Raw genomic sequence first — 17,948 nt, forward strand, 5'->3', positions numbered from 1 at the left:
CGGCTGTTTTATACTGCTATGCCAGGTACTAGCGAGCTTCTTAAATGACTTAAGCGCGAACTTATTCGAGTTAGTCAGCGGGTTTGGAAAACAGGTTTCTAAATCATTTTGAAAGTTGAAAAGGACTTTTCAATAGCGTGGCTGGTAATTTATTTTTAATAAATTAGGTAGGATACCGGTGTTAATAAGAACAATTGTCCTTTCCTTTGTTTCGTCAATACATTTTATCTTCCTTTTAAATGGCAGTAGATATCGCCCAAATACAACAAGTGCTGGAAAACGCGCAGCAGGCTGACGCGTTTAAAGCCGATGTGAAACGCGCTTTGCGCAAAGTTTCCTCCCTGGTTAGCAACTTGCAGCAGGCAGTGGAAGAAGCCGAAACGCTCTTGAGCGCCGACTATGTGCCGGCCATCAGGGAGCGCAAAGCCCGCGCCCCCCGCGAAATATCCGAGGCCGATGCTGATGCACCCTACGGCCGAAAGAAAGACGGCACGCCTAAGGGCAAGCCCGGCCGCACTAAGCAATAAGCTGGTCGCCACCCATAAAGAGGCCCATTCATTACGCAATGAATGGGCCTCTTTGTGATTATTTCCCGCCCTATTATTTCCGATTTCTGTCGAGTTGCTAGGGCAGGGTAATGCCAAATGAAGAGTAATACCTAAAGGATGAGTTTGCCCAATTAGCCCTGGCCAACGTCGGCAGTAGGGGTAGGCGCCAACCCAAATGACGTAATTGCCACTAGTTGCTAAATATAAGCCATTGCGTAATGCAATACTGAATAGTTTTAAGTGGTTCATTTACTAAATAGTTTTTGAATACGGCAGCAATTGCGAGCCCGCGCCATCAAACCGTGCGCAATCGTCGGCGCATAGGCCCAGGCTCAGTAAAAAGAGGGGTGCCGGAATGGCGGAAAGCGGCCATCTTTGCGGCCCTACCCCCGCCTTTTTACCCTTTTATGGAGTTGCTCTCGGTTTCGAATATCAGTCTGCAGGAACACGGCGCGGTGGTGTTGCACCCCCTCAGCTTTGGCCAGGCCGCCGGCCGCCGGCTGGCGCTGGCCGGCGAGAGTGGAGCCGGCAAAAGCACACTGCTTCAGCTCATTGCGGGCTTGGTGCAGCCCAGCACGGGCGAGGTGCGCATTGCGGGCAGCCGGGTGCGCGGGCCGGCCGTGGCGCTTGTGCCAGGCCACCCCGGCGTGGCGTATTTATCGCAAAAATCCGACTTGCCCAAGTTTTTGCGGGTGGAGCAGGTGCTGCGCTATGCCAGCCAGCGCCCCGCTGCCGAGGTGGCGGCCCTGGTGGCATTGTGCCGCATCGACCACCTGCTGGGCCGGCGCACCGACCAGCTCTCGGGCGGCGAGCAGCAGCGGGTGGCGCTGGCCCGGCTGCTGCTGGGCGCGCCGCGGCTGCTGCTGCTCGATGAGCCATTCTCGAACCTCGACCGGGTGCATAAGCGCACCATGCAGGCCATTATTGAGGAGCTGGGCACGCGCCTGGGTATCACCTGCCTGCTGGTATCGCACGATGCGGCCGATGTGCTGTCGTGGGCCGATGAGATACTGGTGCTGCGCCGGGGCCGGCTGGTGCAGCGCGGCGCGCCCGAGCACATCTATCATCAGCCCGCCGATGAGTACACGGCCGCTTTGTTTGGCGACTACAACCTGGTGCACGGCCCCGAGCGGCAGGCGCTGGCGCCCACCGTAGCGGGCCCCGGCGCGCTGCTGGTGCGCCCCGAGCAGCTGCGGCTGGGGCCGGCCGGCGGCGAGGGGGTAGGGGGCACGGTGCGGGCCGTGCGGTTTTTTGGCAGCTACTACGAGCTGGAAGTGCAGCTGCCCACGGTGGCAGTGCGGGTGCGGGCCGGGCAGGCGGCTTTCGCGGTGGGGGCGGCCGTGCGCGTGGCGGTGGAAGCAGCTTGGCTTATCAACGAGCCGGGAGAAGGCGGGGCGGGCTAGTAGGCCCTGGGGGCGCGGCCGGCCGCCAGGTCGAGCAATTCGCGCACGCGCAGCCAGCTCACCTCACCGGCTATGTAGCGGGCATATAGCTCGTGGGCGTAGGCCGAGGCTTTGGTTTTGAGGTTGGGGTTCACGCTTTGCAGCTGCCGCAGCACGTAGGCGCGCTGCTCGGGTGTCTGGGCATTCGGGCCAAATTTGGGGTCATAGCTCATAAAAAACGATGATTAGTGAACGGCCGATAGTCACTGCAAATATTGCCTCGCAGCTGCCCATGCTCCAAGGGGTAAATCACGAAAAATCGATAACTTAACTTGGGATAAACACGTATTCGTCGGCTGCTCACCCCTACGTGTTTTTCCATTGCTAGCAAAGGGTAGGTAGCCGCCGCTACCGCACCCGCCGGCCCAGCTGCTCATCCCAGCGCAGGGGTTTGGCCTGCCTGGGCAGGGGCGATTCTTTGCCGGGGTCGATGGCAACGCCGTATTGCCAGCCGGCTGGGCAAATGGCAATGTAGCGCGCGTAGCCGCCCGTGCCGCCCGCCAGCTTGGCGTAGCCAATAGATACCAGCGCGCCGGCCTCGGGCACCTGGTCGAGGTTGCAGACGCCCTCGGCCTGGGTATAGCCGCTGCGTAGCAGCCAGGCCTCGGCCTGGAAGCCGCTGGTTGTGTCGGTGTCAAGTGGCTCGTGGCCGTGCATCAGGATGTGCCGCTGCTGGTGCAGGTATTGCAGCGCGGCCAGCGACACGCCTGGAAACACGCGCTCGCCAATCAGCTTGGGGTCGGGCCAGCGCTTCGACCAGTCGGAGCGCACAAATACCACGCTGCCCTCCGGCACCGGGCCGTGGACTTTTTCCCAGGCCTGCACATCGGCCACTTGCAGGTGGTAGCCGGGCGTGCGCCGCAGCTGCTCCACGATGGAAATGACCACCAGCGGCCGCACCGCAAAGGTGGGCGGCAGCTCATCAATGGCCGGGTAGTCGGCGCTCCAGTGGGCGGGCGGGTCGAGTTGAGTGCCGAGCTGGTCGGTGAGCAAGGTGTAGCCCGTGGAGGCAAAGCCGTCGGGCTGGTAGTCGTAGGGTCGGTGCGTTTGGGGGTTGAGCGTCCGGAAAAAAGTGGGTTCGCCAAAGCCCGCCCACACCGGCGTAGTCGGCGTGATGGTATGAGTGAGGTCCACGTACTTTGCTTGCTTGAGTACGTGCGCGTAGGCGTCCCAGAGGGGGGTAGGGGCGGGGTTGCGCTGGGCGTGGGCCACCGGGCTAGCTGCCGCGGCCAGCCCCGCCCCCAGCACGAGGCGCAGCAGGGGGGTAGGGAATTTTAGCATAAGGCAAGCTTACGAAAAAAGACGCGCCCGTGCTCTGGTCCGACAGCAGAGCCGTTCGACCGGTTGACGCGGGAACGATGGGTGCGCCGCCTGAGAACCGCCGTAAGTAAGCCGCAAGCCTACGCCACTAGCTGCGCGTGCAGCCGGGCCAGCGTGGCGGCGGCATCGTCGCAGAGGCCGGGGTGCACGGGCGACGTCTGAATAATGGTGCTACGCTGGGCCGTAAGCCAGCGAAACCGCGAGGCAATGGCTAGCTGCCCAATGGGCCCGCCCGTGGCCCTACCCCCACAAATGCGCTCGAACGAGCGCAGCCGCGCTCGTACGTCGGCTAGGTCGAGCTGCGCGCCGGCGAAGGCTTGCAGCCGCGCCTCGTTCAGCTCGCAGGTGGCTTGCAGAAAGCCCTGGGCTGAACAGAAGAGGATAACGCCCACGTTCACAAACTCTTCGCGCTCCACGCGGGGCACCACGCGGAGCACGGCGTACTCAAACAAGTGCTTGGCGGGCATGGTCGGCTTCTTGGGTAAACGTGGCGGAAACGGCCAGGCGCGCTTCCAAAAACTGCTGGTAGTTGGCGCGCTGCTGGTCGGGCGTGAGGTCGGGCTCCTGCAGCCACTCGTCGGGCACGAGCGCGATGATGGCGGCCAATACATCAGGAGTGAGGCGGGCGCGGCCCTCGGCATCGGCCGCGGCCAGGGCGGTGGCCCGGGGTAGCAGCACGTGGTCTTTCACCGACGGAAACGGCCGGGTGGCCGACCCCACCCACTGCGGCCCGGTGTGGTGCACGTAGAGCGCCGCGCCGTGGTCAATAAGCCACAACTCCTTGTGCCAGAGCAGCATGTTGGTGTTGCGGGCGGTGCGGTCCACGTTCAGCGTCAGGCAATCGAGCCACACGATGAGCGAGGCCATTTGCGCGTCCACGGTAGTCACGAGCGGGTCAAACGTGCTAGCGCCGGAAAGGAAGTGCAGCGCCAGGTTGCGCCCCGTGCTGGCGCGCAGCAGGTCCTGGATTTCCTCGTCGGGCTCGGTGCGGCCGAAAGCTTCGCTGAGCTCGGCAAACACCAGCTCGGGCACGCGCAGGCCCAGCACGCGGGCCAATTCGCCCACCAGCAGCTCGGCAATCAGCACCTTAATGCCCTGCCCCGCGCCCCGAAACTTGAGCACGTAGAGAAAGTCGTCGTCGGCCTCGACCAGCGCGGGCAGCGAGCCGCCCTCGCGCAGCGGCGTGATGTAGCGCGTGACGTCGACGGTGCGCAGGGGGGTAGGGGGCATAGGGAAAAAAGCGTATAAAGTCGTTTGTCATTGCGAGCGCAACGAAGTGGAGCGCGGCAATCTTTCCTTCACATTTGGGTTAGTAATCCAACGATGCGAACGACAAAGGAAAGATTGCCGCGCTCCACTTCGTTGCGCTCGCAATGACAAACGGCTCTCCACCGAGGATAAAAACGGCTACACCAGCTGCCGCAGCGCCATCTCAAACGAACGCTGGGCGATGCCTGTCGTGTCGGCGCTCTGCTGGCGGGTGCGGGCCAGGGCGGCCTCAATCACCCGCGAGGTATCCTGAAAAATGGCCTGGTCGGTAATTTCGGCGCCCGTTTCCATGAGGTAGGCGAAGACGCGGGCCATGCCGCAGTTAGCGATGAAGTCGGGGATAACGGCGCAGTGCGCGTCGGCCCACTCGCCGGTGGGGCCGAAAAAGATGGCTGGGTCGGCAAACGGCACGTTGGCGCCGCACGAAATGACTTCGAGGCCAGCCGCTACCAGCGCCTCTACCTGCGCCTGCGTCACGAGGCGCGAGGCGGCGGCGGGCACGAAAATCTCGGCACCGGCCGACCATATGCGCTCGCTCACCTCTTTAAACGACAGCAAATCAGGCGCGTGCAGCGCGTTGCCGTCGCGGCCCACGAACAGCGCCCGTACCTCGTCCAGCGTCAGGCCTTCGGGCCGCAGCAGGCCGCCCGCCCGGTCGATAATGCCCACAATGAGCGCGCCCTGGCTGGCCAGGTAATAGGCCGCCGCCGCCCCCACGTTGCCCCAGCCTTGAATGATGACGCGCTTGCCGGCCACCTGCCTACCCCCCCACAGGGCGTAGAAGTGGCGCACTGCCTCGGCCACGCCGTAGCCCGTAATGAGGTCGGCCACGGTGTATTTGCGGGCCAGGCTGGGAGTGAACGTACTGTCTTCGAGCACTTTAATGACGCCCTGGCGCAGCTGGCCGAGCTTCTGGATTTTCTGGGGCTCGGTGGCGCGGTAGTGGCCATTCACTACCCCCTCCTGCGGGTGCCAAAGGCCGTAGTCCTCGGTGAGCGGAATTACTTCGTGAATTTCGTCCACGTTGAGGTCGCCGCCGGTGCCGTAGTAGGCTTTGAGTAAAGGAATTACGGCCTTGTACCAGCGCTCCAGCACGCCGCGCTTGCGGGGGTCCTGCGGGTCGAAGTTGATGCCCGACTTGGCCCCACCGATGGCCGGCCCAGAGACGGTAAACTTGATTTCCATGGTCTTGGCCAGGCTCTCGACCTCGCGCTTGTCCAGCCCTTTGCGCATGCGGGTGCCGCCGCCGGCCGCGCCGCCGCGCAGCGAGTTTATTACCACCCAGCCCTCGGCTTCGGTTTCGGGGTCTTGCCATTCGAAGACGATTTCGGGGCGCTTTTGCTCAAATTGGGCGAGGAGGTCTTGCATGATAGTCAGGTGGTTACTAAAAAACGGGCCGGCCAGGTGGCCGGCCCGCGCAACGTGGGGTAGGAGCAGGGGGGTAGGTAACGGGTAATCGTTGTTATTCAGGCCGTTCGAGGCGCTGGTCGTCGGTGGCCGCGGCGGGGCTAGCCGGCTCCAGCCACGACTTATAGTACACGCCATCATCCAATTTCAGTGCCGCTTCCGTCAGCATGAGGGGCCGAAAGGTGTCAATCATCACGGCCCATTCGTCGGTGCCGGTTTTGCCGATGCTGCGCTCGTAGGCGCCCGGCGCGGGCCCGTGCGGAATGCCGCCGGGATGCAGCGTGAGGTGGCCCGCCGCAATGTTATTGCGCGACATAAAGTTGCCGTCCACATAGTACAGCAGCTCGTCGGAGTCGATGTTGGAGTGGTGATAAGGCGCCGGAATGGCCTGCGGGTGATAATCAAACAGCCGCGGCACGAACGAGCACACCACAAAAGCCTTGGTCTCAAACTGCTGGTGCACGGGTGGCGGCTGGTGCACCTTGCCGGTAATGGGCTGAAAATCACGAATATTCATCCCGTAGGGATAATTATACCCATCCCAACCCACCACGTCAAACGGGTGGCTTGGATACACCAGCTCGTGCAAAAGGCCCTGTTTCTTGATTTTAACCGTGAAATCGCCCAGCTCATCGTGCGTTTCCAGCTCGGTGGGCAGCTTGTAATCGCGCTCCGAATACGGCGCGTGCTCCAGCAGCTGGCCGAAGTGGTTGCGGTAGCGCTTGGGCGTGTACACGGGGTGAAACGACTCCACAATGAGCAGCCGATTGTCTTCCGAATCAAACTCAATCTGGTAGATAATGCCGCGCGGAATTAGCAGGTAATCACCCGGCTCAAACCGGATATTGCCGAGCTGCGTGCGCAGCCTACCCCCCCCTTTATGGATGAAGAGCAGCTCATCCGCATCGGCATTCTTGTAGAAATACTGCGTGAGCGCGTGGCGCGGCGCGGCCAGCGAAATGTGCACGTCGCCATTCACCAATACCGGCGTGCGGGCGGCCAGGTAGTCGTCCTGCGGCGGCAGTTGAAACCCCTTGAGCAGCCGCGCCTTAATGCTTTTCTCTACCGCGATTTTGGGCGTCAAGTCCGTCTCGCCCACAATCTCCTTCACCGTAGTAGGCCGGCGCAAATGGTACATGAGCGACGACATGCCCTCGAAGCCGATGGTGCCAAACAGCTGCTCGTAGTACAGCCCGCCCTCGGGCTGCTCAAACACCGTGTGGCGCGTGTGCGGCAGCCGGCCGAGCTTATGGTAAATGGGCATAGCGTGGGGTGGGAAAGGGGGGTAGGGAGGGGTAAGGAAGTTAATTTAGAACGTCATGCTGAGCTTGTCGAAGCATCTCTACCGCATAAGTAACTTCAAACGTTAGGTTTACTTACGCAGTAGAGATGCTTCGACAAGCTCAGCATGACGTTCTGTTTTAGCCAATAAGCTACAAATTCCCCCGCAAATCCTGCTCGCGCTCGATGCTCTCAAACAGCGCTTTAAAATTGCCGGCGCCGAAGCTCTTGGCACCCTTGCGCTGGATGATTTCGAAGAACACCGTGGGGCGGTCCTCCACCGGCTTGGTGAAAATCTGGAGCAGGTAGCCTTCCTCATCGCGGTCGACCATCACCCGCTGGGCGCGCAGGGCCTCCACGTCCTCGTCGATGGCACCCACGCGGGCCAGCAGGGTATCATAGTAGCTATCGGGCGTGTTGAGAAACTCCACGCCGCGGCTGCGCAACTCGCGCACCGTGCTGATGATGTCGTCGGTGGCCACCGCAATGTGCTGCACGCCCTCACCCTCGTAAAAGTTGAGGTATTCCTCAATCTGCGACTTCTTTTTACCCTCGGCCGGCTCGTTGATGGGGAATTTCACATAGCCATTGCCGTTACTCATCACCTTGCTCATAAGCGCCGAGTATTCGGTCGTAATCTGCTTATCGTCAAAGCTTAGGATGTTGGCGAAGCCCATTACGTGCTCGTACCACTGCACGGTTTCGTTCATGCGGTTCCAGCCCACGTTGCCCACGCAGTGGTCCACATAGAGCAGGCCGGCCGGCGCGGGGCTGAAGGCCGATTGCTGGGCCACGTAGCCCGGCAGGAAAGCGCCGCGGTAGTTTTTGCGTTCGATGAATAGATGCACCGTTTCGCCATAGGTGTAGATGCCGGCCGTGCGTACTTCGCCAAATTCGTCGGTGAGCGTGCGCGGCTCCTGGTAGCTGCGGGCGCCGCGGCTCATGGTCTTTTCGTAGCTCTCGTAGGCGTCTTCTACTAAGAGGGCCAGGATTTTAACGCCGTCGCCGTGCAGCTTCACGTGCTCGCTTATGGCATGGTCCGATTTCATGGCCGTAGTGAGCACCAGCCGGATTTTGCCCTGCTGCACCACGTAGCTGGCGCGGTCGCGCACGCCGGTTTCGGGGCCGGCGTAGGCTACCGTCTGGAACCCGAACGCCGCCTTGTAGTAGTAGGCCGCCTGCTTGGCATTGCCCACGTAAAATTCGAGGTGGTCGGTGCCGAGCAGGGGTAGAAAATCGGTGACAGCGCGCTGCTGAAGCTCTTGGGCAACAAGGGTTTCCATATGGGGGGTAGGGTGGGATGAAGGAGAAACCTGTCATGCTGAGCTTGCGAAGCATCTTGTCACCGCTGAACGACTTCGTTCGAACCTGATAAGATGCTTCGCAAGCTCAGCATGACAGACTTTCTCGATGAGATAAGCTATTTCATTACTACGCAATACTAACGCCTGTTAGTTGCCTTGTCCAATATCGCTTTCCTATGACGCCGATAAGAAATTCTTATTGACCTTTGCGAACATGGAACTGCGCCAGCTTCGATACTTTGCCGAGGTAGCGGCCGAGCTGCACTATGGCCGCGCGGCCGCCCGGCTCTGCGTGTCGCAGCCCGCCCTCAGCCAGCAGATTCAACTATTAGAGAGTGAGTTGGGCGTCGAATTATTTGACCATCAGCAGCGCACCCGCCAGCGCAAAGTAGTGCTGACGGAAGCCGGCACCGCCTTCCTGGCCGAGGCCCAGCACCTGCTGCACCTCAGCCGCCAGGCCATCGAAAACGTGCGCCGCCTGGGTTCTCAGCAAAAAACCGTGGAGCTGGGCTACTACCAGCTGCTGCGGCCCGACCGCCTGGTGGGCATCGTGCAGCGCTTCAGCGCGAGCTTCCCCGACGTGCAGTTTCACCTGCACGAGCTGCCCACGTTCCGGGCGGTGCAAGAGGCGCTGGTGGCGGGGCGCATCCAGTTGGGCCTCACCCTGCTGCCGCTGCTGCATCCCGAGCTGGCGGCCCGGCCCTTCGGCCAAGGCGGCTTGGCGGTGGCCCTACCCCTCGCTCACCCGCTGGCGTCGTTGCCCGAGGTGCCGCTCGAAGCATTAGCCCACGAAAAATGGGTCGAAATCAGCCGCCCGCTGCACCCGGTGTACGACGAGATTGAGCACCTCTGCCAGCAGGCTGGTTTCAGCCGACGCGGCGCCATCGTGCAGGAAGTGTCGTCGCTGGAGCTGCTCAGCAACCTCGTGCGGCTGGGGCTGGGCGTGGCCTTCGTGCCCTCGTTTTTCGACCTGAGCGCGGTGCCGGGGGTAGTGGCCCGCCCGCTGCGCGTGGCCGGCGCCGACCACGTATTGCTCACGCAATGCGTGGCCTACCTGGCCGAGCGGCCCGCCCCGCTGCTGCAAGCGCTGGTGGCGTTAGTCTGATAGCGACTCACCGCAGCGTAGCATCTTGCTACCTAGCATCATAGTTCGGCGGCATGAGCAGAAATTGCCAGCCCGGAGGAGGGGTTTTATAACTACTGCAGGACTTACGCCAGTAACTTAGCTAAATAACCTCCGGCAATACAAAACTCAACCTCCCAACGACGCAGCCATTACCACAATAGGCGCAACTGAATAAACCAAAAGCGCCCCCACATGAATTATCACGTGGAGGCGCCTTACTATTGGCAGTTGGGTTAGGAAACGATACTAAACGCTTCCAAGCCGATTCTTGAACTACTCAGAAAAGCTGGTAGTAAAAACTACCGGTTCAGCAGTCGGAAAAACCTACTTTGGCATCAACACCTGGTTGATTACGTGCGTCACGCCATTACTTGACTTCACATCAGCCTTAACAACAGTGGCACCATTTACAGTCACGGTGCTGCCAACGACGCTGACCATTAGCTTTTTACCCTCAATGGTAGTCAGTTCCTGGCCATTCTTCAAATCGGCGGCCATTACGTTGCCCGGCACAACGTGGTAGGTCAGAATATCAACCAGCTTTGCCTTATTCTCGGGCTTCAACAGGTTATCCACCGTGCTGGCGGGCAACGCGTCGAAAGCCTCGTTGGTAGGGGCAAATACCGTGTAAGGACCACCGCTAGTTGCTTTATCGGCGAGGCCGGCGGCTTTCAAGGCGGCGGTAAGAGTGCTCATTTGTGGGACGGCAGTGGCATTTTCGGCCAGGTTTTTCCCACTTGTGTCGTCCATGGCCATCTTTTGGTCACTATCCATGGCTGGGGCGGTAGTCGTTGCATTAGCATCCGTCTTTGCCATGTCAGTAGTAGCGGTGCTGGAGCAGCTCGTGCTGCCAAATGCCAAGGTCGAGGCGACAACTACTGCGGCCAAGTTGCGGAACGGGAATTTTACTAGTGTCATTTTCATGTGGAAAAGGCTTAAGTGTTTGGTTGATAAAGCTATCAAGCAACCCATTGTACGTATTGTTTAGAAATTCATCTCTACTTCAGGTCGTACAAAAACCGATTGCCTGCTAAAATGCAATGACCAAGGAAAACCCGAACTTGGCAAAACTACTCGCGGGCAATTGGTCACTGCGGAGCGTAAAAGCAGTACGCAATCAAGCCAGCAGCATTTCCGCCACTTGCCGGCCGGTGCCCAGCGCGGCATTGAGCGAGGGGTAGCTGACCCAGTCGCCGCACCGAAAAAGAGTGTCGCTGAGGCGCAGCTCCTGCTGCACGGGCTGGCCGGGCGCATACACGGGCAGCGCCTGCTCGATGCGGTAGGTGCGCAAGTGCCGCCACATGTGGGCCATCGGCCCAAACCAGGCCACCAGCTCGGTGCGCAGGCGAGCCGTCAGCTCCTCCTCCGACAAGCCGTGCTCGCCGTGGGTGCTCACCGATACCAGGCCCTGGCCCGCCGGCGCCACGGTGGCTCCCGACTCGGCCGGGAAAGATACATTGTGCGCCAGGGCGCCGGGTAGGGCATTGAGGTGCAGGATGTTGCGGCCATGGCTTGGCGCGGGGCCTACCGTGGCGAAGTAGGTGCACGTAGTGGGCCGGGCGGCGAGGGTAGGCAGCGCCGGCATGCCGGCCCCGAGCAGGCGGGCCGCGGCGGGGCCATCGGTAGCTACCACCACGGCAGCGGCTGCTAGCGTTTCGCCATCAGCCAAGTGCACCCGGCGGCCACCTTCGGTCACGGCGGCCACCGGCGTATTCAGGCGAATAGTGCCGGCGGGCAGGCGGCCGGCCAGCTGCTCGGGCAGTTGCTGAATACCCAAAGTCGGCACCGCCGCCGAGCCCTGCATAAACTGCTGGAACACGAACTCAAAGAAGTTGCTGGCCGTGCTCAACTCGCGGTCGAGGTACACGCCCCCGAAAAAGGGCCGGAAGAAGCAGTCGATAATCTGCTCGCTCCAGCCGTACTGGCGCAAAAACTCCAGCGTCGAAATGCTGGGCTGGGCCAGCAGCTGCTCGGGTGGGCGGCCCGCCAGCTGCGCCACTAGTTTGCCAAGCAGGAGTTTATCCTTAACGGTGCCGATGGGCGAGGCCAGCGCCGCAAACGCCATGAGGGGCGCGTGCAGCGGATTTTCGAGGGTAGTCTCCTGCCCGTCGGGCAACTGGATAACCGCGCCCGAGCGAAACGACTTCAGCTTCAGCGCGCCGTAGTCGAACATGCGCCGCGCCTCGGGATAATTAGTCAGCAAAATCTGGAAGCCCCGGTCGAGCCGAAAGCCGTCGGGCGTGATGTCGGTACGCACCCGGCCGCCCACGGCATCGCTCGCATCGAGCACCAGCACCGGCCGGCCGGCGCGGTGCAGCCAGGTGGCGCAGGCCAGCCCGGCCATGCCCGCACCAATAATAATAACAGGTTCTGTACTGCTCATAGTCAACTTAAAACAACTTCGGCATCTTGTGCTCTTTCCACTTCTTGCGCGTTTTCATCGTGTAAAACTCGGCCACGCCATCGCGGTCCAGCGTGAGCTGCCAGGCACCGAGCACCTGGCCCGGCTGCCTACCCACCGCTTTCAGGCCGGGATACTGTTGCTGCAAGGTCTTGGCCTCAGCCAGAGTCAGGTCGCGGCCCGGCTGGCCGTGGCAGCGCAGGCACAGGTTGTTACGCAGCGTGATGGGCCGCTGGTAGAAGAACGTATCGACAGCCGGGCGGCCGATGAGGCGTATGCTATCGGGCTGCAAGCCAGACGCGGCAATGGCGGCCGGCGCGGCGCTGGCCGTGGGGGCCTGCCACTCGGCCCGGCGCGGGTTGGCGTGCCATTTGCGGGCCATCGAATCGACCTGCGGGTAGCTCTGGGGGCGGCAAAAAGTGGCCGCTTGCAGCAGATTGCCCTTCTTTAACTCACGGGCCAGGGTGCGGCGCAGCAGCGTATCGGCGTAGGCCGTGAGCGAGTCGCCAGCCCAGCGCGTGGCGTGCAGCAGGTCTTCGGGCATGATGCGCTTGACCTCCCAGTTGGCGGTTTCCTCGGCTATCTGCTTGGTGCCGGGCAAATGCCTTACCTGGTCGGGCCGGCAGGAGGCCAGCGCGAGCAGGGGGGGTAGGAGAAACTTGATTTTCGACAAAATCATACTGCGCCAACTACTTTGGCCCGGCGAAGGTTGCGCTACTTCAGCAGCCACTCGCGCAACGCCTCGTAGGTAGGCGCCAGTGGCACGCTCTGCTTGGGCTTTTTCAGCAGATAATGCAGGGCAGCCGGCAGCTCAATCTTTCGGCCAATGAGGGGCTCCACCACCTCCGGAAACTTCACCGGGTGGGCCGTGGCCAGTAGGAAGCCCGCAGCGGCCGGGTACTCCTTTAAATAATTTTCCAGCGCGAAAAACGCCACCGCGCCGTGCGGGTCGAGCAGGTAGCCGTGCTCCGCCTCCACGCGCCGGATGGTGGCGCTGGTGTCGGCGTCGCTCACGGTGTAGCCGCTCAGCAATTGGCTGATAGTAGCGTGCTCGTGCTCAAATAGTTCGAGGATGCGGACGAAGTTGCTGGGGTGGCCCACGTCCATGGCGTTGGAGAGGGTAGGGACGGCCGTTTTGGGCGTGAAGATGGCCGTGCGCAGGTACTCGGCGCCGGCATCGTTCACGTTGCAGGCCGCAATGAAGTGGCCCACCGGCAGCCCCGAAGCGTGGGCCAGCAGCCCGGCGCACAGGTTGCCAAAGTTGCCGCTCGGCACCGCAATAACCGGCGGCGCGGCCGGCGCCCACTGCTGCAGCGCAAACAGGTAGTACAGCTGCTGCGGCAGCCAGCGCGCCACGTTAATGCTGTTGGCCGAAGTAAGCGTGCGCTGGCTGGTCAGCTCCTGGTCCAGAAACGCCTGCTTCACCAGCCGCTGGCAGTCGTCAAAATTACCGCTAACCTCCAGGGCGGTAATGTTCTGGCCCAGCGTAGTGAGCTGTAATTCCTGCAGCGGGCTCACCTTGCCCGAGGGGTAGAGAATGACGACCTCCACACCCGGCACGCCCAAAAAGCCGTGCGCCACGGCCCCGCCCGTATCGCCGGAGGTAGCCACCAGCACCGTCACCGCTTCGCTTTCGCCTCGCGAAAAATAGCCCAGGCAGCGGCTCATAAACCGCGCGCCCACGTCCTTAAACGCCAGCGTGGGCCCGTGAAACAACTCCAGCGCCCCGATGTGCTCGGTTATGGGTACCAGCGGGAAGTCAAAATCCACCGTTTCGGCGCAGATGCGGCGCAGGTCGGCCTCCGGAATGGTGTCGCCTACGTAGGGCTGCATCACGGCATAGGCGATATCAGCCCGCGAAAGCAGGGGTAGGGATTTCAGAAAATCGGCCGAAAACTGCGGGATGCTTTCGGGGAAATACAAGCCGCCGTCAGGCGCCTGCCCGGCAATGGTGGCGGCGCGAAAATCAACGGGTGGCGACTGGTGGTTGAGGCTGTAGTAGAGCATTCCTTTTAAGTATGATGCGTAAAAACCGTTTGTCATTGCGAGCGCAACGAAGTGGAGCGCGGCAATCTTTCCTTCACGTTAGGATTACTAACTTGATGAAGCGAACGACCAAGGAAAGATTACCGCGCTCCACTTCGTTGCGCTCGCAATGACAAACGACCTCTTTTCCTATTCTTCCGAAACTACCCGCGCGCCCTGGCTGGCAATCGGCCCCACGTGCAGGTGAAAATCGATGCCCATTTTGCGGTACACGCTGCCCAGCGCCTCGGCGGCGGCGTGGGCGGTGGCCTCGTCCTTGTTCAGCATAAAAATCGACGGCCCCGAGCCCGAAATGCCGCCGCCCAGCGCGCCGGCTTCCAGGGCCAGGCGCTTGGCATCGCCCAGGCCGGGGATGAGCGAGGCGCGGGCTGGCTCCACAATGTAGTCTTCCAGGGCGCGGGCAATCAGCTCGTTATCATGGGTGAGGAAGCCGGCCACCAGGCCGCCCACGTTGGCCCACTGGCGTACGGCCAGGCTCAGCGGCACCGAGGTGGGCAGCACGGCGCGGGCCTCCTTGGTTTTCACCTCAAACTGCGGGTGCACCACCGCCACCCACAGCGCCGGGGCGGGTAGGGCCACCACATCGAGCACCGGCTGCACCGCCCGCACCAGCGTGAAGCCGCCGCAAATAGCCGGCGCAATGTTGTCGGCGTGGCGCACGCCCGAGGCCACCGCTTCGCCATACATCGCCATATCAATCAATTCTTTGTGCGAAAACCGATTGCCCAGTAGCGCGTTAGCCGCCACCACCGCGCCGGCCGCGCTGGCCGCGCTGCTGCCAATGCCGCTGCCCGGCCGGATGCCCTTGGTAATCTCGACCTCGAAGCCCAGCGGCTCGGGCACTGCGCGCAGCAGCGCCAGCAGGGCCGCGCCGGCCACGTTGCGGTTGGGGTCGGTGGGCAGGTCGTAGTCGTCGAGGTGCCGGATGGTCAGGCCCGGCTGGTCGCGGCGCGTGAGGCGCACCACATCGTAGGGCGCGGTGAGGCACAGGCCCAGCACATCGAAGCCGCAGCCGACGTTGGCAATGGTGGCCGGCGCGTGAACCGTGACGGAAGAGGGGGTAGGCATTGGCGGGCGTGGCGCCTCACCCCCCGGCCCCCTCTCCGAAAAGGAGAGGGGGAGCCGAGTAGGCGTGGACATTAAGCAAGCGGTAAAGTAAGTTGTCTGGCTCCCCCTCCCTTTTTCGGAGAGGGGGCCGGGGGGGAGGCGCTACAGCCGCGCCGCCCGAATAATATCCGCAAACACGCCGGAGGCCGTGACCTCCGCCCCCGCGCCCGCGCCCTTCACCACCAGCGGCTGCTCGGGGTAGCGGTCGGTGTAGAAGAGCACCACGTTGTCCTTGCCGCGCAGCTCATAGAGGTCGTGGCCGGGCGCGATTTGCTGCAAGCCCACCGAGGCTTTGCCATCGGCGTATTGGGCCACGAATTTGAGACGCTTGCCCTGGCTGGCGGCCGCGTCGTAGAGCGCGCGGAAGTGTGGCTCATGCACCGCCAGCTGCTCGTAGAAGGCGGGTACGTCGCCTTCCATGCAGGAGGGGGGTAGGAAGCTTTCGTTGGCCACGTCGCTCATTTCCATTTGCTGGCCGGCCTCGCGGGCCAGAATGAGAATTTTGCGGGCCACGTCCGAGCCGTTGAGGTCGAGGCGCGGGTCGGGCTCGGTGTAGCCTTCGGCCTGCGCCTGGGCCACCACCTCGGCGAAGGGCCGGGTGCCGTCGTAATTATTAAATACGAAGTTGAGCGTGCCCGATAGTACGGCCTGCATGCGGCGCACCACGTCGCCGCTGCGCGTGAGGTCGCCAAGCGTGCCGATGACGGGTAGGGCCGCGCCTACGTTAGTTTCAAACAGGTACTTCGTATTGAAATCCTGGGCCAGCTGCTTGAGCTGGCGGTAGCTGGCGTAGTCGGCCGAAGCGGCCACCTTGTTACAGGCCACCACGGCGATGCTCTTGGCGAGCAGCGGCGCGTACTGGCCGGCGGCGGCCGGGTTGGCCGTCACGTCCACGAAGATGGAGTTTCGCAGGTTCTTGCTGATAATGAGCTGGGTAAACTCCTCCAGCGTCAGCCGGGGCGCGGCGTCCAGGTCCGTGGGCCAGGTGCGCAGGTCGAGGCCGCCCTCGTCGCTCACCAGGCAGTGGCGGCTGTTGGCGATGGCCACTACGCGCAGGTCGAGGCCTAGCTTTTCGCGCAGATAGTCCTGCTGCTGCGCCAACTGGCCCAGCAGCTTACCGCCCACGTTGCCGGGGCCCAATATGAAGAGGTTGACCTGCTTATAAGTAGCCTCGAAAAACTCCTCGTGCAGCACGTTGATGGCCTTGCGCACGTCATCGGCCCGAATCACGGTGGAGATATTGCGTTCGCTCGCGCCCTGCGCAATGGCCCGGATGTTCACCCCATTGTGCCCCAGCGCGCTAAACAAGCGCCCGCTGATGCCGGGGTGGTTGCGCATGTTGTCGCCCACCAGCGCCACTATCGCCAGCCCGGTTTCGGGCCGCAGCGGCTCCAGCCGGCCGGCCGCTATCTCGGCGGCAAACTCCTCCTTTACTACCCCCTGCGCGGTGGGCACGTCGCCCTCATTCACGCCCACGCAAATGGAGTGCTCCGACGAGCTTTGCGTGATGAGCACCACGTTGATGCGCGCCCGCGCCAGCGCCGCAAACAGCCGCGCCGAAAAGCCCGGCACGCCCACCATGCCGCTGCCCTCCAGGTTCAGCAAAGCCAGGTGGCCGATGCTCGACAGCCCGCGCACTACCCCAATGCTGGGCGGCGGGGCCACCTCCACCAGCGTGCCGTAGTCCTGGGGCGCAAAGGTGTTTTTAATCCACATCGGGATGCCGCGCTGCCGCACCGGCTGCACCGTGGGCGCATACAGCACCTTAGCTCCGAAGTGCGACAGCTCCATCGCCTCCTCGTAGCTGATGCGCGCAATGGGCCGCGCCGAGCGCACCAGGCGCGGGTCGGCGGTCAGCATGCCGCTCACGTCGGTCCAGATTTCGAGCTTCTCGGCGTTCAAGGCTGCCGCCAGAATGGCCGCCGTATAGTCGGAGCCGCCCCGGCCCAGCGTAGTAGTGTGGCCCTCAGCATCGGCGGCAATAAAGCCGGGCGCTACCCACAGGTTCTCCGTGGTTTGTTTTTGAAAATCAGCCACCAGCTCACCAGTCACGGCCTCGTCCACCTGCGCCATGCCGAAGCGCGAGTTGGTGCGGATGAGCTGCCGGCTGTCGGCCCAGGCGGCGGCCATGCCCCGCGCCTCAAATGCGGCCACCACGATGCGCGACGATAGCAACTCGCCGTAGCTCATCAGCCTATCTAGCGTGCGCGGCGAGAGCTCGCCCAGCGCAAAAATGCCGTCGGCCAGCAGCGCCAGCTCCGCAAACTGGGCCGTGAGCCAGGGCTGCACGTCGGCCTGCGCGGCGGGGGTAGGGAGCAGCGCCTCGGCGGCGGTGAGGTGGCGGGCTTCGAGCTGGCGCAGCGTCTGGCGGAAACTTTCGTCGCCGCTGGCCGCCGCGCGGCCGGCGTTAATAAGCGCATCGGTAGTGCCGCCCAGCGCCGATACTACCAGCACCACGGGTCCCTGGGCCAGCGCGCGCGTCACGATGGCGATAACCTTCCCGATGTTTTCGGCAGAGGCCACCGACGTGCCCCCGAACTTCAATACTTGCATACTCTGGTGTCGAACGCCCGGTGGGCCGCAGTCGGCCGCGCCAGGGGGGGTAGGGGCTGGAAGTCGCGCCAAGCGCAACGACCAGCCAGCGTAAAGAACTGGCGCGGAACGCCGACCGCAAAGGACGGTGTTACTCAGCCGTAT

17 protein-coding genes are annotated in these 17,948 nt (G+C 62.6%); 4 read left to right on the top strand and 13 right to left on the bottom strand.

Features of this window, described 5'->3' with window-relative positions; all coding sequences use genetic code 11:
• Positions 1 to 239 precede the first annotated feature (239 nt).
• Positions 240 to 527 carry a hypothetical protein gene (locus tag E4631_RS09430; RefSeq protein WP_133656090.1) on the top strand — a complete coding sequence of 96 codons (288 nt, stop codon included), beginning with the start codon at positions 240 to 242 and terminating at the stop codon, positions 525 to 527.
• Between the two features lie 428 nt (positions 528 to 955).
• Entirely contained in the window at positions 956 to 1,951 is a 996-nt protein-coding gene (locus E4631_RS09435; RefSeq protein ID WP_133656089.1) for an ABC transporter ATP-binding protein, read from the top strand.
• Here E4631_RS09435 and E4631_RS09440 read toward each other — a convergent pair.
• The 7 genes from E4631_RS09440 to hppD form a co-directional block, all read right to left on the bottom strand.
• Positions 1,948 to 2,163, bottom strand: a complete 216-nt coding sequence (locus tag E4631_RS09440; RefSeq protein WP_133656088.1) for a hypothetical protein — start codon at positions 2,161 to 2,163, stop codon at positions 1,948 to 1,950. The genes E4631_RS09435 and E4631_RS09440 overlap by 4 nt on opposite strands.
• Positions 2,164 to 2,338: 175 nt before the next feature.
• Complete coding sequence (locus E4631_RS09445; RefSeq protein WP_133656087.1) at positions 2,339 to 3,271, bottom strand: cyclase family protein; 933 nt, start codon at positions 3,269 to 3,271, stop codon at positions 2,339 to 2,341.
• A gap of 119 nt (positions 3,272 to 3,390) precedes the next feature.
• The gene (locus E4631_RS09450; RefSeq protein WP_133656086.1) at positions 3,391 to 3,777 is read right to left on the bottom strand and encodes a DUF3037 domain-containing protein; all 387 of its coding nucleotides are present in this window, start codon (positions 3,775 to 3,777) and stop codon (positions 3,391 to 3,393) included.
• Positions 3,755 to 4,540, bottom strand: a complete 786-nt coding sequence (locus E4631_RS09455) for a HipA family kinase (RefSeq protein ID WP_133656085.1) — start codon at positions 4,538 to 4,540, stop codon at positions 3,755 to 3,757. The genes E4631_RS09450 and E4631_RS09455 overlap by 23 nt, the downstream gene beginning before the upstream one ends.
• Positions 4,541 to 4,717: 177 nt before the next feature.
• A complete protein-coding gene (locus tag E4631_RS09460) occupies positions 4,718 to 5,947 on the bottom strand; it encodes a Glu/Leu/Phe/Val dehydrogenase dimerization domain-containing protein (protein ID WP_133656084.1) in 1,230 nt (409 codons plus the stop codon).
• Between the two features lie 94 nt (positions 5,948 to 6,041).
• Positions 6,042 to 7,250: a homogentisate 1,2-dioxygenase gene (locus E4631_RS09465; protein ID WP_133656083.1), complete on the bottom strand. Its 1,209-nt coding sequence runs from the start codon at positions 7,248 to 7,250 to the stop codon at positions 6,042 to 6,044.
• 169 nt (positions 7,251 to 7,419) lie between these two features.
• Entirely contained in the window at positions 7,420 to 8,550 is a 1,131-nt protein-coding gene (gene hppD / locus E4631_RS09470) for a 4-hydroxyphenylpyruvate dioxygenase (RefSeq protein WP_133656082.1), read from the bottom strand.
• A 235-nt stretch (positions 8,551 to 8,785) separates the two neighbouring features.
• On the opposite strand from hppD, the gene E4631_RS09475 reads away from it, so the two are divergent.
• Complete coding sequence (locus E4631_RS09475) at positions 8,786 to 9,676, top strand: LysR substrate-binding domain-containing protein (RefSeq protein WP_133656081.1); 891 nt, start codon at positions 8,786 to 8,788, stop codon at positions 9,674 to 9,676.
• A gap of 345 nt (positions 9,677 to 10,021) precedes the next feature.
• Here E4631_RS09475 and E4631_RS26490 read toward each other — a convergent pair whose 3' ends face one another.
• On the bottom strand, positions 10,022 to 10,393 hold the full coding sequence (locus tag E4631_RS26490; RefSeq protein WP_240734787.1) for a fasciclin domain-containing protein: 372 nt from the start codon (positions 10,391 to 10,393) through the stop codon (positions 10,022 to 10,024).
• Between the two features lie 52 nt (positions 10,394 to 10,445).
• Between E4631_RS26490 and E4631_RS26495 the strand changes: the two genes are divergently transcribed.
• On the top strand, positions 10,446 to 10,685 hold the full coding sequence (locus E4631_RS26495; RefSeq protein WP_166647955.1) for a hypothetical protein: 240 nt from the start codon (positions 10,446 to 10,448) through the stop codon (positions 10,683 to 10,685).
• A 129-nt stretch (positions 10,686 to 10,814) separates the two neighbouring features.
• On the opposite strand, the gene E4631_RS09485 is transcribed toward E4631_RS26495, so the two are convergent.
• The 5 genes from E4631_RS09485 to thrA all read right to left on the bottom strand — a co-directional run bounded on the left by E4631_RS09485 (position 10,815) and on the right by thrA (position 17,804).
• On the bottom strand, positions 10,815 to 12,080 hold the full coding sequence (locus E4631_RS09485; protein ID WP_133656080.1) for an NAD(P)/FAD-dependent oxidoreductase: 1,266 nt from the start codon (positions 12,078 to 12,080) through the stop codon (positions 10,815 to 10,817).
• Between the two features lie 7 nt (positions 12,081 to 12,087).
• The gene (locus E4631_RS09490; protein WP_133656079.1) at positions 12,088 to 12,777 is read right to left on the bottom strand and encodes a DUF3365 domain-containing protein; all 690 of its coding nucleotides are present in this window, start codon (positions 12,775 to 12,777) and stop codon (positions 12,088 to 12,090) included.
• A gap of 35 nt (positions 12,778 to 12,812) precedes the next feature.
• On the bottom strand, positions 12,813 to 14,141 hold the full coding sequence (thrC, locus tag E4631_RS09495) for a threonine synthase (protein WP_240734789.1): 1,329 nt from the start codon (positions 14,139 to 14,141) through the stop codon (positions 12,813 to 12,815).
• Between the two features lie 132 nt (positions 14,142 to 14,273).
• Positions 14,274 to 15,284 carry a homoserine kinase gene (locus tag E4631_RS09500; protein WP_205704221.1) on the bottom strand — a complete coding sequence of 337 codons (1,011 nt, stop codon included), beginning with the start codon at positions 15,282 to 15,284 and terminating at the stop codon, positions 14,274 to 14,276.
• Between the two features lie 69 nt (positions 15,285 to 15,353).
• Positions 15,354 to 17,804 carry a bifunctional aspartate kinase/homoserine dehydrogenase I gene (gene thrA / locus E4631_RS09505; RefSeq protein ID WP_133656184.1) on the bottom strand — a complete coding sequence of 817 codons (2,451 nt, stop codon included), beginning with the start codon at positions 17,802 to 17,804 and terminating at the stop codon, positions 15,354 to 15,356.
• Positions 17,805 to 17,948: the final 144 nt, after the last annotated feature.

The organism is Hymenobacter sp. UV11 (assembly GCF_004684095.1).
GTDB lineage: Bacteria > Bacteroidota > Bacteroidia > Cytophagales > Hymenobacteraceae > Hymenobacter.

Bases quoted from the DNA above. Each gene is read 5' to 3' on its own strand.
- E4631_RS09430 (WP_133656090.1), top strand. From the start codon at position 240: ATGGCAGTAGATATCGCCCAAATACAACAAGTGCTGGAAAACGCGCAG.
- E4631_RS09435 (WP_133656089.1), top strand. From the start codon at position 956: ATGGAGTTGCTCTCGGTTTCGAATATCAGTCTGCAGGAACACGGCGCG.
- E4631_RS09440 (WP_133656088.1), bottom strand. From the start codon at position 2,163: ATGAGCTATGACCCCAAATTTGGCCCGAATGCCCAGACACCCGAGCAG.
- E4631_RS09445 (WP_133656087.1), bottom strand. From the start codon at position 3,271: ATGCTAAAATTCCCTACCCCCCTGCTGCGCCTCGTGCTGGGGGCGGGG.
- E4631_RS09450 (WP_133656086.1), bottom strand. From the start codon at position 3,777: ATGCCCGCCAAGCACTTGTTTGAGTACGCCGTGCTCCGCGTGGTGCCC.
- E4631_RS09455 (WP_133656085.1), bottom strand. From the start codon at position 4,540: ATGCCCCCTACCCCCCTGCGCACCGTCGACGTCACGCGCTACATCACG.
- E4631_RS09460 (WP_133656084.1), bottom strand. From the start codon at position 5,947: ATGCAAGACCTCCTCGCCCAATTTGAGCAAAAGCGCCCCGAAATCGTC.
- E4631_RS09465 (WP_133656083.1), bottom strand. From the start codon at position 7,250: ATGCCCATTTACCATAAGCTCGGCCGGCTGCCGCACACGCGCCACACG.
- hppD (WP_133656082.1), bottom strand. From the start codon at position 8,550: ATGGAAACCCTTGTTGCCCAAGAGCTTCAGCAGCGCGCTGTCACCGAT.
- E4631_RS09475 (WP_133656081.1), top strand. From the start codon at position 8,786: ATGGAACTGCGCCAGCTTCGATACTTTGCCGAGGTAGCGGCCGAGCTG.
- E4631_RS26490 (WP_240734787.1), bottom strand. From the start codon at position 10,393: ATGAGCACTCTTACCGCCGCCTTGAAAGCCGCCGGCCTCGCCGATAAA.
- E4631_RS26495 (WP_166647955.1), top strand. From the start codon at position 10,446: ATGGCCATCTTTTGGTCACTATCCATGGCTGGGGCGGTAGTCGTTGCA.
- E4631_RS09485 (WP_133656080.1), bottom strand. From the start codon at position 12,080: ATGAGCAGTACAGAACCTGTTATTATTATTGGTGCGGGCATGGCCGGG.
- E4631_RS09490 (WP_133656079.1), bottom strand. From the start codon at position 12,777: ATGATTTTGTCGAAAATCAAGTTTCTCCTACCCCCCCTGCTCGCGCTG.
- thrC (WP_240734789.1), bottom strand. From the start codon at position 14,141: ATGACAAACGGTTTTTACGCATCATACTTAAAAGGAATGCTCTACTAC.
- E4631_RS09500 (WP_205704221.1), bottom strand. From the start codon at position 15,284: ATGTCCACGCCTACTCGGCTCCCCCTCTCCTTTTCGGAGAGGGGGCCG.
- thrA (WP_133656184.1), bottom strand. From the start codon at position 17,804: ATGCAAGTATTGAAGTTCGGGGGCACGTCGGTGGCCTCTGCCGAAAAC.